At 72.3% G+C, this 13,301-nt stretch carries 11 protein-coding genes; 10 read left to right on the forward strand and 1 reads right to left on the reverse strand.

Features of this window, described 5'->3' with window-relative positions; genetic code table 11:
• Positions 1-6: 6 nt before the first annotated feature.
• Positions 7-1,743 carry an FAD-dependent oxidoreductase gene (locus K8Z49_RS00845; protein ID WP_412517361.1) on the reverse strand — a complete coding sequence of 579 codons (1,737 nt, stop codon included), beginning with the start codon at positions 1,741-1,743 and terminating at the stop codon, positions 7-9.
• Between the two features lie 156 nt (positions 1,744-1,899).
• Here K8Z49_RS00845 and K8Z49_RS00850 point away from each other — a divergent pair, with 156 nt between their 5' ends.
• The 10 genes from K8Z49_RS00850 (at position 1,900) to K8Z49_RS00895 (ending at position 13,278) form a co-directional block, all read left to right on the forward strand.
• Positions 1,900-2,559: an aldolase gene (locus tag K8Z49_RS00850; protein WP_021597984.1), complete on the forward strand. Its 660-nt coding sequence runs from the start codon at positions 1,900-1,902 to the stop codon at positions 2,557-2,559.
• On the forward strand, positions 2,556-3,704 hold the full coding sequence (locus tag K8Z49_RS00855) for a pyridoxal phosphate-dependent aminotransferase (RefSeq protein ID WP_412517362.1): 1,149 nt from the start codon (positions 2,556-2,558) through the stop codon (positions 3,702-3,704). Before K8Z49_RS00850 ends, K8Z49_RS00855 begins: the two co-directional genes overlap by 4 nt.
• 108 nt (positions 3,705-3,812) lie before the next feature.
• Positions 3,813-4,430, forward strand: a complete 618-nt coding sequence (locus K8Z49_RS00860) for a TetR/AcrR family transcriptional regulator (protein WP_021597986.1) — start codon at positions 3,813-3,815, stop codon at positions 4,428-4,430.
• Between the two features lie 370 nt (positions 4,431-4,800).
• Positions 4,801-5,604 carry an alpha/beta fold hydrolase gene (locus K8Z49_RS00865; protein ID WP_412517363.1) on the forward strand — a complete coding sequence of 268 codons (804 nt, stop codon included), beginning with the start codon at positions 4,801-4,803 and terminating at the stop codon, positions 5,602-5,604.
• Positions 5,601-6,725 carry a DUF3500 domain-containing protein gene (locus K8Z49_RS00870; protein ID WP_412517364.1) on the forward strand — a complete coding sequence of 375 codons (1,125 nt, stop codon included), beginning with the start codon at positions 5,601-5,603 and terminating at the stop codon, positions 6,723-6,725. Before K8Z49_RS00865 ends, K8Z49_RS00870 begins: the two co-directional genes overlap by 4 nt.
• Positions 6,726-6,818: 93 nt before the next feature.
• Positions 6,819-8,555 carry a gamma-glutamyltransferase family protein gene (locus K8Z49_RS00875; protein ID WP_412517365.1) on the forward strand — a complete coding sequence of 579 codons (1,737 nt, stop codon included), beginning with the start codon at positions 6,819-6,821 and terminating at the stop codon, positions 8,553-8,555.
• Positions 8,552-9,289, forward strand: coding sequence for a YoaK family protein (locus tag K8Z49_RS00880; protein WP_412517366.1), 738 nt, complete (start codon positions 8,552-8,554; stop codon positions 9,287-9,289). Before K8Z49_RS00875 ends, K8Z49_RS00880 begins: the two co-directional genes overlap by 4 nt.
• Before the next feature lie 138 nt (positions 9,290-9,427).
• Positions 9,428-10,762 carry an MFS transporter gene (locus K8Z49_RS00885; RefSeq protein ID WP_220126869.1) on the forward strand — a complete coding sequence of 445 codons (1,335 nt, stop codon included), beginning with the start codon at positions 9,428-9,430 and terminating at the stop codon, positions 10,760-10,762.
• Positions 10,759-11,979, forward strand: coding sequence for an FAD-dependent monooxygenase (locus K8Z49_RS00890; protein WP_412517367.1), 1,221 nt, complete (start codon positions 10,759-10,761; stop codon positions 11,977-11,979). Before K8Z49_RS00885 ends, K8Z49_RS00890 begins: the two co-directional genes overlap by 4 nt.
• An 81-nt stretch (positions 11,980-12,060) precedes the next feature.
• Positions 12,061-13,278 carry an ATP-binding protein gene (locus K8Z49_RS00895; RefSeq protein WP_412517368.1) on the forward strand — a complete coding sequence of 406 codons (1,218 nt, stop codon included), beginning with the start codon at positions 12,061-12,063 and terminating at the stop codon, positions 13,276-13,278.
• Positions 13,279-13,301 lie beyond the last annotated feature (23 nt).

Below are 13,301 nucleotides of genomic sequence, written 5' to 3' on the forward strand. Positions count from 1 at the left end.
ATCTCCTTACGGCTCCCGCGCGGCGACGAACAGGTGCTGCGAGAACGCCGCCGGCGGATGGTCGGGATGGGGCAGGTCGAGGAGCGGTGCCAGCCCGGCGGTGCGGAGGGCGGCCAGCCATTCCCGCCGGGTCAGGTAGGTGCGGCCGGTCCCGGCCCGCCCGTCACGGCGCTCGGGACGCGAACCGCCGGGACGGGCCGACAGCAGGAACGGCATCGAAGCCAGCGACTGGTGGTGCTCGTGGCACGTCTCGACGAGCAGCGGCGCACCGCCGGGCGCCAGTGACTCCCGGACACGTCCGACAGCGTCCCTGTATGCGAGGCGTTGTGCGCCGCGTTCACGGCGACCACCAGATCGAACGGGTCCGGTCCGCACTGCGCGGCGAGGTCCCGGTCGAAGCCACGACGCGGGGACGCGGGAAGGGGTGTCCGGCGAACCGGATGCGCGCCGCGTCCGTGCCCGGTCCAGGGTCTCCCGGGCTTCGGCCAGTTCCGATCGCCGGAAGCGGCGCGGCCCCAGGTACCGGGCGCCGGGCTCGCGCTTCACCAGTGATTCGCCGGTCAGGGCGGCCGGCCAATGCCCCTGTATCCATCGATGCCGGGACGCGGTCTGCAGCACGTCGGCGACCTGGCCCGCGGTCCGCGGCGCGTCCGGTGGCAACGCCGTGCCGAGGAACGCGGCGATGCCCTTCAGCACCGCCAGGTCCAGATCGCGGACGTATCGGGGGACGCCATCGAGGGAGGCCTCGCCCAGAGCGGCCGGCCCCGCCCGATGAGCACGGGCGCGCATCGTCACGGCCGGGCGGCCGGTGGACGAGCCGGGCCCTGGGCGAGTCGCGCCGTCAGTTCGGGTGCGAGCCCGATCGTTGCCCGCGGCCATCTCCTTCTGCAGCGTGGCGCAGTCATCGACGCCCTCATGGAGCAGATCGCGCAGCCGGTGGGCGCTCATCGCGGCGACCGACATGCCTTGCGCGTAGACCGGGTTGAGCGCGCATGTGGGCCTCGCCCACCACCAGCAGGCCCGCGGCCACGCGGCGAAGGCCGGGAAGCCCTCTTCATCCGTCGGTGGGTGGTCATCGAGGCAGCCGTACAGCGACACCAGCCGGCGGCCGCCCTCGACCGGCACCAGCGCACCTCCGCGAAGCGGTTGCGAGGGCCCCGGCTGGACCGAGATCACCCGCCACGCGTCGCCGAAGTCCGCGGGCATCGCGTAACAGCGGCTGGCGTATCCCGCGCGCGAGTCGACGAGCGTGGTCTCCGCATCGTCGCAGTCGAGCGAGGCCAGCCACTCAGGTGTCCTGGAGCGGCGCCCCGACGTGTCCACCACCAGGTCTGCGGCGACCTCGGTGGTCCCGCCGTCACGCCGCACGACGGTGACCTCGGTGATCCCCGCACCGTCCGCGCGCAGGCCGGTGACCTCCAGCCGGTCACGCATCCGGATGCCCGGGAGGCTTTCCGCGCGGCGGCGGACCACCCACTCCACGAGCTCCCGGCTCGCCGACGGCACCGTGCGCGACGGCGCGAAGCGGTGGCACCAGCCCGCCGGGCTGAGCCACACGTGGTCGTAGGGGGTGCGCAGCGGCACCGCGCCGGCCGCGTACAACTCGTCGGTGACGGCCACCGCGTCCCGCCCGACGACGGTCACCCGCCGGGCATGCCCGGCCAGTGCGATCGCCGCGGGCAAGTCCGCGATACCGCCGCCTATGACCGCGACGTGATGCCGGCGCTCCATGGAACTCCTCATCTGGGGAGGCTAGAAATGATAATCGTTTTCGCCAGCTTGCGCAGCCCTCGCTCTCGGCTCGTTGAGTCGTTCGGCGGTTGGGGGTGTAGCCGGACGCCCTGGAGTTGTGGTTCTCTTATATGAGATAGTTGCCTCATTTAGTAGGGGAGTCCCATCGTGTTCATCGTTGCGGCGACGGACCGCGTGTTCGTCGCTCCGAGCTGGGACCGCGCGGCGGCGGTGCGGAGTCGCCGTCTGGGGGAGGTGCCGGCCGCCAACGTCGGCGACGCGCTGCAGCGGATGACCGTCATGGACGGCGGCATCCGGCTGTTCACCGAGCACGCCGCGCTCCTCGGAAACGCCCTGACGGTGGACGTGCGGTCGGGTGACAACCTGGCCGTCCACCGGGCGCTCGACGAGGCCCGGCCGGGCGACGTCCTGGTCGTGAACGGACACGGGGACATGACCCGTGCGCTGATCGGCGACCTCATCGGCGAGATCATGCTGAACGCCGGGGTCGTCGGCGCGGTCGTCGACGGGGCCGTCCGCGATGTCCGGGCGCTGTCCGAGATGGGCCTGGCCGTTTACGCGCGGGCGGTCACCCCGGCCGGGCCCTTCAAGGACGGGCCCGGCGCCGTCGGAGCCCCGGTGGCGGTCGGCGGGGTGGTGGTGGAGGCGGGCGACGTGCTCGTCGGCGACGCCGACGGCGTCGTCGTCGTGCCACGGCACCGCGTGCAGGAGGTCGCGGACGCGGTCGACGGGATCGGCGAGAAGGAGGAGGCGCTCCGGCAGCGCATCCTCACCGCGCGCTCCGGCCGGGCGGGGGTGGCCCGATGACCGCCCTGCCGTCCGCCTTCCGGATCGCGGAACTGCGCCGCTTCTCGCGGCGCCCGGCCCTCGCCCCGGCCCCGCCGGGGGCCGTCTCCCTCGCCATGGGCGAGCCGGACCTCCCGACGCCGCCGCCGGTGATCGAGGCCGCGGTGGCCGCCCTGCGCGAGGGGCACACCCACTACGCCGACCAGAAGGGCCTGTGGGAGCTGCGCGCCGCGCTCGCGGCCGGACTGCCGGCGCACCCCGGCCGGACGTGGACCGCGGACGACATCGTGGTCACCCACGGCGCGACCGCCGCGCTCGCGGCCGTGGTGCTCGCGACGATCGGCCCCGGCGACCGCGTGGTCGTCCCGGAGCCCGCCTACTCGCTGTACGCCGACCTGGTCGTCTTCGCCGGGGGGACGGTGGATTTCGTCCCGCTCGCCCCGGACCTGCACTGGGACCTCGACGCGCTGGCCGCCGCGCTGCCCGGGGCCGCGATGATGATCTTCTCGAACCCGTCGAACCCGACCGGCATCGTGCACCGCGAGGAGGAGCTGGAGGCCCTCGGGAAGCTCCTCGACGGCTCCGACGTCCTGGTGGTCAGCGATGAGGCGTACCACCGGCTGGTCTACCCGGGGCACGCGCTGACCTCCGCGCTGGAGGTCGCATCGCTGCGAGACCGGACCGTGTACGTGCAGACGTTCTCCAAGACGTACGCGATGACCGGCTGGCGGGTGGGGTACCTGACCGGTCCGCGCGAGGTGGTCGACGCGGCGGCGCACGCGCACCGGACTTACAACGGCTCGTTGAACACGGCGGTCCAGCACGCGGCCCTCGCCGCCCTCGATCTGCCGGACGGCGTCGTCGACGCCATGGTCGACACGTACCGGCAGCGGCGCGAACTCGTGGTCGACCACCTGTCCGGCGTTCCCGGTCTGCACCTGGTTCCGCCGGAAGGAGCGTTCTACGGGTTCCTTCGCTACGACGCCGACCTGCCCTCGGAGACGGTCGTCCGCGAACTCGCCGAGCGGAAGGTCATGGTCCGGGCCGGCGCCGAGTACGGGCCGTCGGGCGAGGGACACGTCCGGATCTCGTTCGCGGCCGCCGAGAACGACCTGCGGACCGGGCTGGCCCGTATCGTCCGGCACCTCGGCGATGCGCGATCCTGACGAGGCCGGGCGGGTGTGCTTCGCACCGCGGATGTCCGTGCGGGCCAAGGCGAGCCGCCCGGAGGGCGATACCCTTCGCCTGTACTCAGTCGAGGGCGAGGGGAGCCTGTGACCGATCAGCAGGCCGCCGCGCGCGGGGGGCGCAAGCTGCGCAGTGACACCCGCCGCAACCGCCGGCGCCTCCTCGAGGCCGTCGGCGACCTCGCCCGGGAAGCGCCCGATCAGCTCACCATGCAGGCGGTCGCGTCCCGCGCGGAGATCGGCCCCGCCACCGCCTACCGCTACTACTCCTCGATAGAGGACGTGCTCGCGGCCTATGTGCTCAGCGTCGTCGAGGAACTCCGCGACTTCAGCGCGGCGTCGACCGCGGAAGGGCGTCCGCTGTTCGACTCCGTCGTGGACAAGTGGATGGACCTGCTCGCCGAGCACGGCCCGGCGCTGGTGCGGCTCCGGTCCCGGCGGGGCTACCTGGAGCGGCTCCACGCCGGGAACGAGATCATCGCCGCGACGCGGGAAGCCTGGACCGGGCCGGTGCGAGGGCTGCTCGACGACATCGGCCTCCCGGACGACATGATCGAGTACGCCCTGTTCCTCGCGAACATGATCTTCGATCCGCGAGAGATCCAGGACCTGCTGCAGGAGACGGACCTGTCCCGCCGGGAGGTCGTGACCCGGCTGACCGAGGCCTACGGCGGCGCGCTGCGCGGATGGGCGCGGGCAGGCTGATCCCGCCCCGACGTCGGCCAGCCCATTTCCGACCGGTCCGGCGCCTGGCCGCGGGGTCCCGTATGTGCCGCCACCGGTGACGATGCTGGTCGGCGCACGGCCGCCGTTGTGATCGGTGCCGGGACCTCGGCCACGGCGGCCGGCCCGGCACCGCCGGCGCATCGCTCGCCGCCCGCCCGGGCTCTCGGGAAGACGCTGCGCGGCCGGGACCGTTCCACGCAGTAGCCGTGAGGCCCCCGCTCGCACGCACCTCGGGTCTCCCGTGTCATGGGATCGCCTCCTTCTGGCACGAGGCGCGGCGAGATTAATATGATACGGTTCTCTCAATTCGGATGACAGTCTCGCACCTCTGGCGACAGGGAGGTCCGTAGTGGCAGCGCAGCGGCAGGAGCGCGAACCCGCCGACAGTTCCACCATCCGGGCGGGTGGGCTCGACGTCGGGTACATCGATCGCGGCAGCGGTGTGCCGCTCGTCCTCATTCACGGCGGCGAGGGCGACCGCACCGCGTACGCGACACTCCGCGCGCACCTCGGCGCGGGGATACGGGCGATCTCCTACGATCAACGCGATTCCGGGATCACCGTGAACCCGCCCGTTCCGTACACGCTGGGCGACCTCGGCGATGACGTCGCCGACCTGCTGGACGCGCTGGGACTGCGGAGTGCGCACCTGCTGGGCACCTCCTTCGGCGGCGCCGTCGCGCAGCACGCCGCGCTCCGGCATCCCGAGCGCGTCGAGTCCCTCGTCCTGATCGCCACCACGCCGAGCTTCGCGCTGGGGGCCGACGCGATCAACAAGCTGCTGAACCTGTCCTACGGCGACATGCGGGACGCGGTCGACGACTACTTCGTCACGTCCGAAGGCAGGGCCAGGATCGGCACCCGGGCCGCCCAGACGCTCATGACCCGTGACCCCGAGCAGCGCGCCCGCCGCCACGCCGCCGCCCGGGAGCACGAGATCCGGGACCGCCTCGGGGAGATCACCGCGCCCACCCTGATCGTGCACGGTACGGAGGACCAGCTGGCGCCCTACCCCGGCGCCGTCATGATGGAGCAGCGGATGCCGAACGCCGAACTGCGGTCGATCGAGGGCGGGCGGCACGCGGTCGGGATGGAGTTCGCGGACGAGATCGCCCTCTGGGTGCGCGAGTTCCTCGGGGTGACCGCGGAGTGAGCCTCGCCGGCCGTGAGGTCGCGGACCGGATGGCCGAGGCGGCACGGGCGTGGCTCGCCTCTCTGGACGCGGACCAGCGCACGCTGGCGGTCGGGCCGCGGCCGGGAGCCCGCGCCGAGGCCGAAGCCGAACGCACCCGCTGGTTCTACACCCCCACCGACCATGGCGGCCTCACCTTCCATCAGCAGCGCCCCGCCCAGCACCGGCTGATGATGCGGCTGGTCGCGAGCGGCCTTTCCGAAGCCGGGTACACCACCGTCGCCACCGTGCTCGGCCTGGAGAACGTACTCGACCGCACCGAAGGCTTCTCCGTGAACTGGGGGCGGGAACGCACCCGCGACCCCGGCATGTACTACCTGCGGGTCTTCGGCGAGCCGGGCGGGCCGGGGCCATGGGGATGGCGGTTCGGCGGCCACCATGTCTCGCTCAACAACCTCGTGGTGGACGGGCGCGTCGCCGCCACCACGCCGTGCTTCCTGGGCGCCGACCCGGCCGCGTCGCCGCTGCTGGGGGGCGCGTCGCTGCGCCCGCTGGGGGCCGCCGAGGACCTGGCCCGTGAGCTGGTGCGGTCCCTGCGTCCCGAGCTCGCCGCACGCGCGGTGCTGCTGGCGCGCCCCCCGAACGACATCGTGACGGGCAACGGCGCCCGGGTCGACGGCCGCGTGAGGAAGCGCGGCGAACTCTGGCGCCCCGGCCCGCACGTCCCGGACCGTGCCGAGGAACCGGCAACCGGCCTCGACGGCGCGGACCAGCGGGCGCTGGACCTCGCCTCGACGCCCAGGGGCGTTCCGGGCGCCGAACTCGACGCCGCGCAGCGGGAGCTGCTGCGGGCCCTGCTCGGCACCTACCTCGGCCGCGTCCCGGAAGAGGTGTCCGCGCTGCCCCGCTATGACGACCCGGCGGCGCTGGACGCCGTGCACCTCGCCTGGGCCGGGTCCACAGCGGCGGGCGAGCCGCACTACTACCGCCTGCAGGGGCCGCGGTTGCTCGTCGAGTGGACCAACGTCCACCGCGGCGCCAACCACGCCCACGCCGTGTGGCGGGACCCGGACACCGACTTCGGCGGGGACGTCCTCGCCGCCCACCACGCCGCCCACCACGCCGCCCACCACGTGCCCTGACCATGGGATGTGACAGACATGGCCGGTCAACAGCCATCACGGACCGACAATCCACCCCACAAGACCCGCCCCACGCTCCGGGGATCCTTCGGCATGTGCGCGTCGACGCACTGGCTGGCCTCCGCGACGGCCCAGTCCGTCCTGGAGCGGGGCGGCAACGCGTTCGACGCGGCGACGGCCGGCGCCTTCGTGCTGCACGTGGCCGAACCCCATCTCAACGGGCCGGGCGGCGATCTCGTCGCCGTGCTCGCGACCGCGGCGGGCGCGTCTCCGCTCGTGCTGGCCGGGCAAGGGCACGCTCCGCGGGGGGCCACGATCGAGCACTTCCGGGCCGAAGGACTGGACCACGTCCCGGGCTCGGGCGCCCTGGCCGCCGCCGTCCCGGGGGCCGTGGACTCCTGGCTCTGGCTGCTCGCCGAGTTCGGCACCTGGGAACTGGCCGGCGTCCTGGCCTACGCGATCCACTACGCGGAGCACGGAGTTCCGGTCGTCCCCCAGCTGGCGCGCGTCCTGGCCACGGTCGAGGATCTCTTCCGCACGCACTGGCCGACGTCGTACGCGCTGTGGATGCCCGGAGGACGGGTCCCGCGAGCGGACGCGACGCTCGTCAACCCCGAGTACGCCCGGACCCTGCGCCGGCTGAGCGCCGCGGGCGCCGGCACGACGAGAACCGCCCGGATCGACTCCGCGCGGCAGACCTGGCGGACCGGGTTCGTGGCGGCCGCCGTGGGCGAGTTCGCGGCCACACCGCATCGCCACTCCTCGGGCCGGGACCACGCCGGAGTGATCACCGCCGCCGACTTCGCCGACTTCCGCCCGTCCGTCGAACCCGCGGTCACCGCGGAGTTCCGGGGGGTCACGGTGGCGAAGGCGGGCCTGTGGTCCCAGGGACCCGTGCTGCTCCAGTGCCTCACCATGCTCGACCACTTCGACGACGAGCAGATCGATCCGTCGACCGCCGAGGGAATCCACACCATCACCGAGGCCGTGAAGCTGGCCATGGCCGACCGGGAGGCGTTCTACGGGCACCTGGATCCGGAGGACGCGGAGGCCGTGGTGCGCCGTCTGCTGTCCCCCCGGTACAGCAGGGAGCGCGCCGGCCTGATCGGCAGGGACGCGTCGACCGCGTTCAGGCCCGGTGACATCGGCGTCACACCGTACACACCGCCGCTCGACACCGATCGGCAGGCCGTCCGGGTCGAAGGCGTGGGAGAACCCACCGTGCAGCACACCGGGGAGACCCGGGGCGACACCTGCCACATCGACGTCGTCGACCGCTGGGGGAACATCATCTCCGCCACGCCGTCGGGAGGGTGGCTCCAGTCCTCTCCCGCCGTGCCCGGTCTCGGCTTCGCGCTGGGCACGCGGCTCCAGATGGCGTGGCTGGATCCGGCCGCCCCGTCGCGGCTGGAGCCGGGACGGCGGCCTCGTACGACACTCACCCCGACCCTGGTGCTCCGCGACGGCAGGCCCGTGGCCGCGCTGGGTTCGCCGGGGGGCGACAAGCAGGAGCAGTGGCAACTGCTCTACCTCGTGCGCACGCTCGCTCTCGGCCTGGACCCGCAGGAGGCGATCGACGCACCCGCGTTCCACACCACCGCGGTACTGAGCTCGTTCTGGCCGCGGACCTGGACGCCGAGGGGACTGGTCACCGAGGAGCGAGTGGGCGGGACGGTCATCGACGAGCTGCGTGAGCGAGGCCATGACGTGACCGTCTCCGGACCATGGAGCCAGGGCCGGCTGTCCGCCGTCACACGTGATCCGGACAGCGGAGTCCTCCAGGCGGCGGCGAACTCGCGCGGCGCCCAGGGCTACGCCGCGGGGCGATGAGCGGCGTCGCGTCCGGCACCCGCGCCGGCGCCCGGCCGCTGCGGCGGCGTGTCCCGCCACTGGGTCTCATGCTCGCGCTCACCTTCGCGACGGGCGTCGTCGACGCCGTCGGATACCTCCGCCTCGACCAGGTGTTCGCGGGCAACATGACGGGCAACGTCGTCATCCTCGGCATGGCGGCCATAGGCGGGACGGGGCTGCCCGTGGCCGGCCCGGTCGCCGCGCTGGCGGCCTTTCTCGCCGGCGCGGCCATGGCCGGGCGGGTGCTGCGCACCGCCGCCTCGGGCTGGAGCCGCCGGTGCACGGGCCTGCTGGCCGGCGTCGGGCTGGTCCTGACCGCCACGGCGCTCGGCCTGGCCGCGACCCGGGCGGGCGCCCCCGCCGTCCGCGCGTCGATGGCGTCGTCGCTCGCCCTGGCCATGGGGGTGCAGGCGGCGACGGCCCGCCACCTGGCGGTGAAGGACGTCACCACCGTCGTCGTCACCTCCACGCTGACCGGCCTCGCGGCGGACTCCCGGCTGGGAGCGGCCCGCGGGCAAGGGGCGCTGCGCCGAGGCGCGGCCGTCGCGCTCATCATCGCCGGAGCGGTCAGCGGCGCGGCGCTGTGCCAGGTGCACGAAGGCCTCGCGGTGGTGACGGCGGCGTTCGTCGTGCTGGCCGTGACCGGCCTCGGCCACGCGTCCGCTCGCCCCGCCGACCGCGCGACGGCGGTCCCAACGCGGCGAAACCCATGACAGTCCCACCCGGCATCCCCGGATGTCCCGATCGCACGAACGACCGCGAACAGCCCACGAAGAAAGGTATGGACGTTCATGTCCTCGACTTTGGCACCTCCGGTCCGTATCGGAAGGGTCGCTCTGGGGGCCCTGGGCATGCTGGCGGCCGCCACCGGGACCCTGGAGTCGGTGGTGGCCCCGACGCTGCCGCTGTTGCAGCGCGAGTTGTCGATCAGTCCCGCCCAGGGGGCGCTGCTGAGTGTCGTGATGCTCGTCACCGGCGCACTCGTCGCGCCCATCGCGGGGATTCTCGGGGACCGCTGGGGCGGTAAGCGGGTGATGATGCGGCTGATGGCGGTCGTCTCGGCCGGCGGGATGGTGTCGGCGCTGGCGCCGAACCTGTGGGTGCTGCTGCTGGGGCAGATCCTGCAGGGCGCGATGGTCGGCGCGATGCCGCTGTCGTTCATCCTGGTGCGCAGGCACATGCCGTCGGGGCAGTCCCAGGTCGCCATCGGGGTGGTCAGCGGGTTGTTCGTGGGCGGCGGCATGCTGGGGACGCTGATCGCCGGGCCCATCGCCGAAGGGCTGTCGCGGCACTGGATGTTCGCGATCCCGACCTTCGCGATCATCGCGGCGACCGTGTCCATCCACAGGCTGATGCCGGACGATCCGCCGGGCCGGCCGGCCGGCGGGATCGACTGGCCCGGCCTGGTGCTTCTGAGCGGCGTCCTGCTGACGCTCATGCTCGTGCTCTCGATGGCGGCCGACATCGGCGAGCAGCCACTGGTGTTCGGCGCCCTCGTCGTGGTCCTGGCCGCACTGGTGACCGGTTGGGTGGCCGTCGAGCGTCGTGCCGCCTCACCGCTGGTCGATCTGCGCATGCTCGCCAGGCCCGCGATCTGGAGCTCCTATGTGATCACCTTCGCCGTCTGCGTGGGCACCGCGGTGTCGATGTTCATGGTTCCGCAGCTGTTCGCGGTCTCGGGCGACGGATACGGTTTCGGGGCCGACTCCACCGACATCGGGCGGTACCTGCTGCCCGGGACCGTCATGGCGGCGATCAGCGGACCGCTCGGCGGGATCGCGGCGCGGCGGTTCGGGGCCGGCGCCGCGGTCAGCACCGCGATCGGCCTCCTGGCGGCTACACTCGTCGCCGTGGCGTTCGTGCACGCCGAGGTGTGGCACCTCGTGGTGGGCAAGGCGCTGATCGCCCTGGCCAGCGGTGTCTGCGTCACCGCGATCGTCATCAAGACCGCCACCAGTGTCGATCACGACAACACCGGCACCGCCACCAGCCTGGTCCTGGTGATCCGCGTGCTGGGCTTCGCCACGGGCGCACAGGTCAGCGGCGCCTTCCTCACCGCCGCGACCCCCTCGGGGTCCGACGTCCCCGCCGAATCGGCCTTCGTCACCGGCTTCGTCATCGCCGGCATCGTCAGCGCGCTGTCCCTCCTCGTCGTCCGCACCATGAGCAAAGGAACCAAGGCATGACCCGCACCGATCCGGCGACCGGCATCCGCACCGCGCCGAAACACGAAGTACTGATATCAGGGGCGAGCATCGCGGGTCCTGTCCTCGCGTTCTGGCTGAACCGGTACGGATACGCGGTCACGGTGGTGGAGAAGTCGGGCACGCTTCGCAGCGGTGGCTATCCCATCGACGTGCGCGGCACCGCACTTGAGGTCGTCCGGAAGATGGGGATCCTTCCACGACTGCGGGACGCACACGTCGACCTGCGTCGGCTGACCTTCCTCGACGGGGACGGCGCCGAGGTGGTCTCGCTCAACCCGCACACCGTCACCGGTGGTGTCGCGGGACGGGACCTGGAGGTACGGCGCGGGGACCTGACAGAGGCCCTTTATGCGGCGGTCCGTGACGACGTTGAGTTCATGTTCGGCGACTCCATCGAAACACTCGACCAGTCTGACCACGGGGTCGATGTCACCTTCCGCGGGGGCGGCAGCCGCACGTTCGACATGGTGTTCGGCGCCGACGGTATGCACTCACATACCCGGGAGATGCTCTTCGGCCACGAGAAGCAGTTCCACCGCTACCTCGGCTACTGCTTCGCCGTGTTCACCATGCGCAACACCTTCGGGCTCTCCCACGAGACCGTGATGTGGAACACCCCGGGCAGGGCCGCGGCACTCTACGCCGTGGGGGACGGCGACGAAGTGCACGCCTTCCTGAACTTCGCGCAGCCGGAACCGCCGTTCGACGCGTTCACGAACCCGGAAGCCCAACGGGACCTCGTCGCCACGGTCTTCGCCGACGCGGGATGGGAGGTCCCGGGCATGCTGGCCGCCATGCGCGAGGCGGATGACCTGTTCTTCGACGGGGTCGGCCAGATACGCATGCCCCGCTGGTCCAGCGGCAGGGCCGCGCTGGTGGGCGACGCCGCGTACGCGCCCTCGTTCCTCACCGGACAGGGCACCAGCCTCGCGCTCGTCGGCGCGTACATGCTCGCCGGTTCCCTGGCCGCCCGGGACCACGCCGCGGGCTTCGCGGCCTACGAACACACCACCCGTGATTTCGTGACCATGAATCAGGACCTCGTCGGCAAGGGCAGTGCCACACTCTTCCCGACCACCGCCCAGGCCCTGGAAGAACGCAACAGCAGGCTGCGCGACCTCAGCGCCATGCCCGCCGCGGAGCCACGCCCGGCCCACTCGGCCCTGACCCTCCCCGACTTCGAGCCGGCGCCCTGATCTCCGACGACAACCCCGACCACCCGAGAAGGCCGGGTATGTCCAGGTGGGGGCGGGTATGGGGTTTGCAAGGGGCTGGCCATGGCGGAGATAGATTTCGGGTTGATATTCGAGGCGTCGCCCACCGCCTCGGTGGTGCTGTCGCCGGATCTGGTGTTCCGGGCGGTGAACCGCGCCTTCGAAAGGATCACGGGCCTGGACCGGGCCGAGCTGATCGGCCGTCCGGAGCTGGAGGTGCCCGCGGGTCCGTCCGGGCAGGGCCCGCCGCAGCTGCGGGCCTCGCTGGAACGGGTGCTCACCGAACGCGAGACCGACATCGTCACCATGCTGCGCTACGACCTGGAGGACGCCCGGGCGCCGGGCCGCTTCCGGGAGCGGTACTGGAACACGGTGAACGCTCCGGTCCTGGATTCAGACGGCAAACTCCTCTGGATCGTCCAGAAGGTGCACGAGATCACCCCCTTCGTCGATCAGTTGCGCAAAGCGGCCTGGCCCACGGCCGTCGCCGGCTCCGCGGCGGTGCAGATGCAGCAGATCGAAGTGGAGCTGTTCGACCGGGCCCGGGAGCTGAACGAGGTCAACCAGAGGCTCCGCCGCGCCCAGGACCAGCAACGCCGCACCACCGAAGCGCTCCATGAGCAGCTACGCCGGCACCGCGAGGCCGTCGCCGACACCTCCCACGACCTCAAGGGCCCCATCACCGGGCTGCAGACCCGACTGCAGGACGCCCTGGCCGATCCCGACACCGACCTGCGGCACATCCTGCTGGCCGCGCTGCACGACGCCGAACGCCTCGGCGACATCGTCTCCGACCTGCTGGAACTAGCGGAACTGGAATCGGGGAACCCCACCGAGACCGAGCCCGTCGACCTGGCCGACCTGGTCGAGACCGAACTCGCCCACCGCCCGGCGGCCATCCCCGTCATCGCCCACCTGCGGCCCCACACCGTCGTGAAGGGATCACCCGTCCGGCTGGCCCGGCTGCTGGACAACCTGCTCAGCAACGCCGAACGCCACGCCCGCACCCGCATCGAGATCATCCTCACCGCCGACGACGGCTCGGCGATCCTGCAGATCACCGACGACGGGCCCGGCATCCCCGCCGCCGAACGTCACACCGTGTTCGAGCGGTTCCACCGCCGCCCCGACGCGCGCCGCAAAGACCCCGCGGGCACCGGGCTCGGCCTCCCCATCGCCCGCCAGATCGCCCACACCCACCACGGCGCCCTTCACATAGCCGAGCACACACCCGGGACCTGCATCATCCTGCGACTGCCCCAACACCGGCCCAAACCCTGAAACACCGAAGTCTCGTGGTCACC

The organism is Actinomadura madurae, from assembly GCF_047130825.1.
Taxonomy (GTDB): Bacteria; Actinomycetota; Actinomycetes; order Streptosporangiales; family Streptosporangiaceae; genus Spirillospora; species Spirillospora madurae.

Coding starts and splice junctions, on each gene's coding strand:
- K8Z49_RS00845 (WP_412517361.1), bottom strand. CDS start 1,743: ATGAGGAGTTCCATGGAGCGCCGGCATCACGTCGCGGTCATAGGCGGC.
- K8Z49_RS00855 (WP_412517362.1), top strand. CDS start 2,556: ATGACCGCCCTGCCGTCCGCCTTCCGGATCGCGGAACTGCGCCGCTTC.
- K8Z49_RS00875 (WP_412517365.1), top strand. CDS start 6,819: ATGTGCGCGTCGACGCACTGGCTGGCCTCCGCGACGGCCCAGTCCGTC.
- K8Z49_RS00880 (WP_412517366.1), top strand. CDS start 8,552: ATGAGCGGCGTCGCGTCCGGCACCCGCGCCGGCGCCCGGCCGCTGCGG.
- K8Z49_RS00885 (WP_220126869.1), top strand. CDS start 9,428: ATGCTGGCGGCCGCCACCGGGACCCTGGAGTCGGTGGTGGCCCCGACG.
- K8Z49_RS00890 (WP_412517367.1), top strand. CDS start 10,759: ATGACCCGCACCGATCCGGCGACCGGCATCCGCACCGCGCCGAAACAC.
- K8Z49_RS00895 (WP_412517368.1), top strand. CDS start 12,061: ATGGCGGAGATAGATTTCGGGTTGATATTCGAGGCGTCGCCCACCGCC.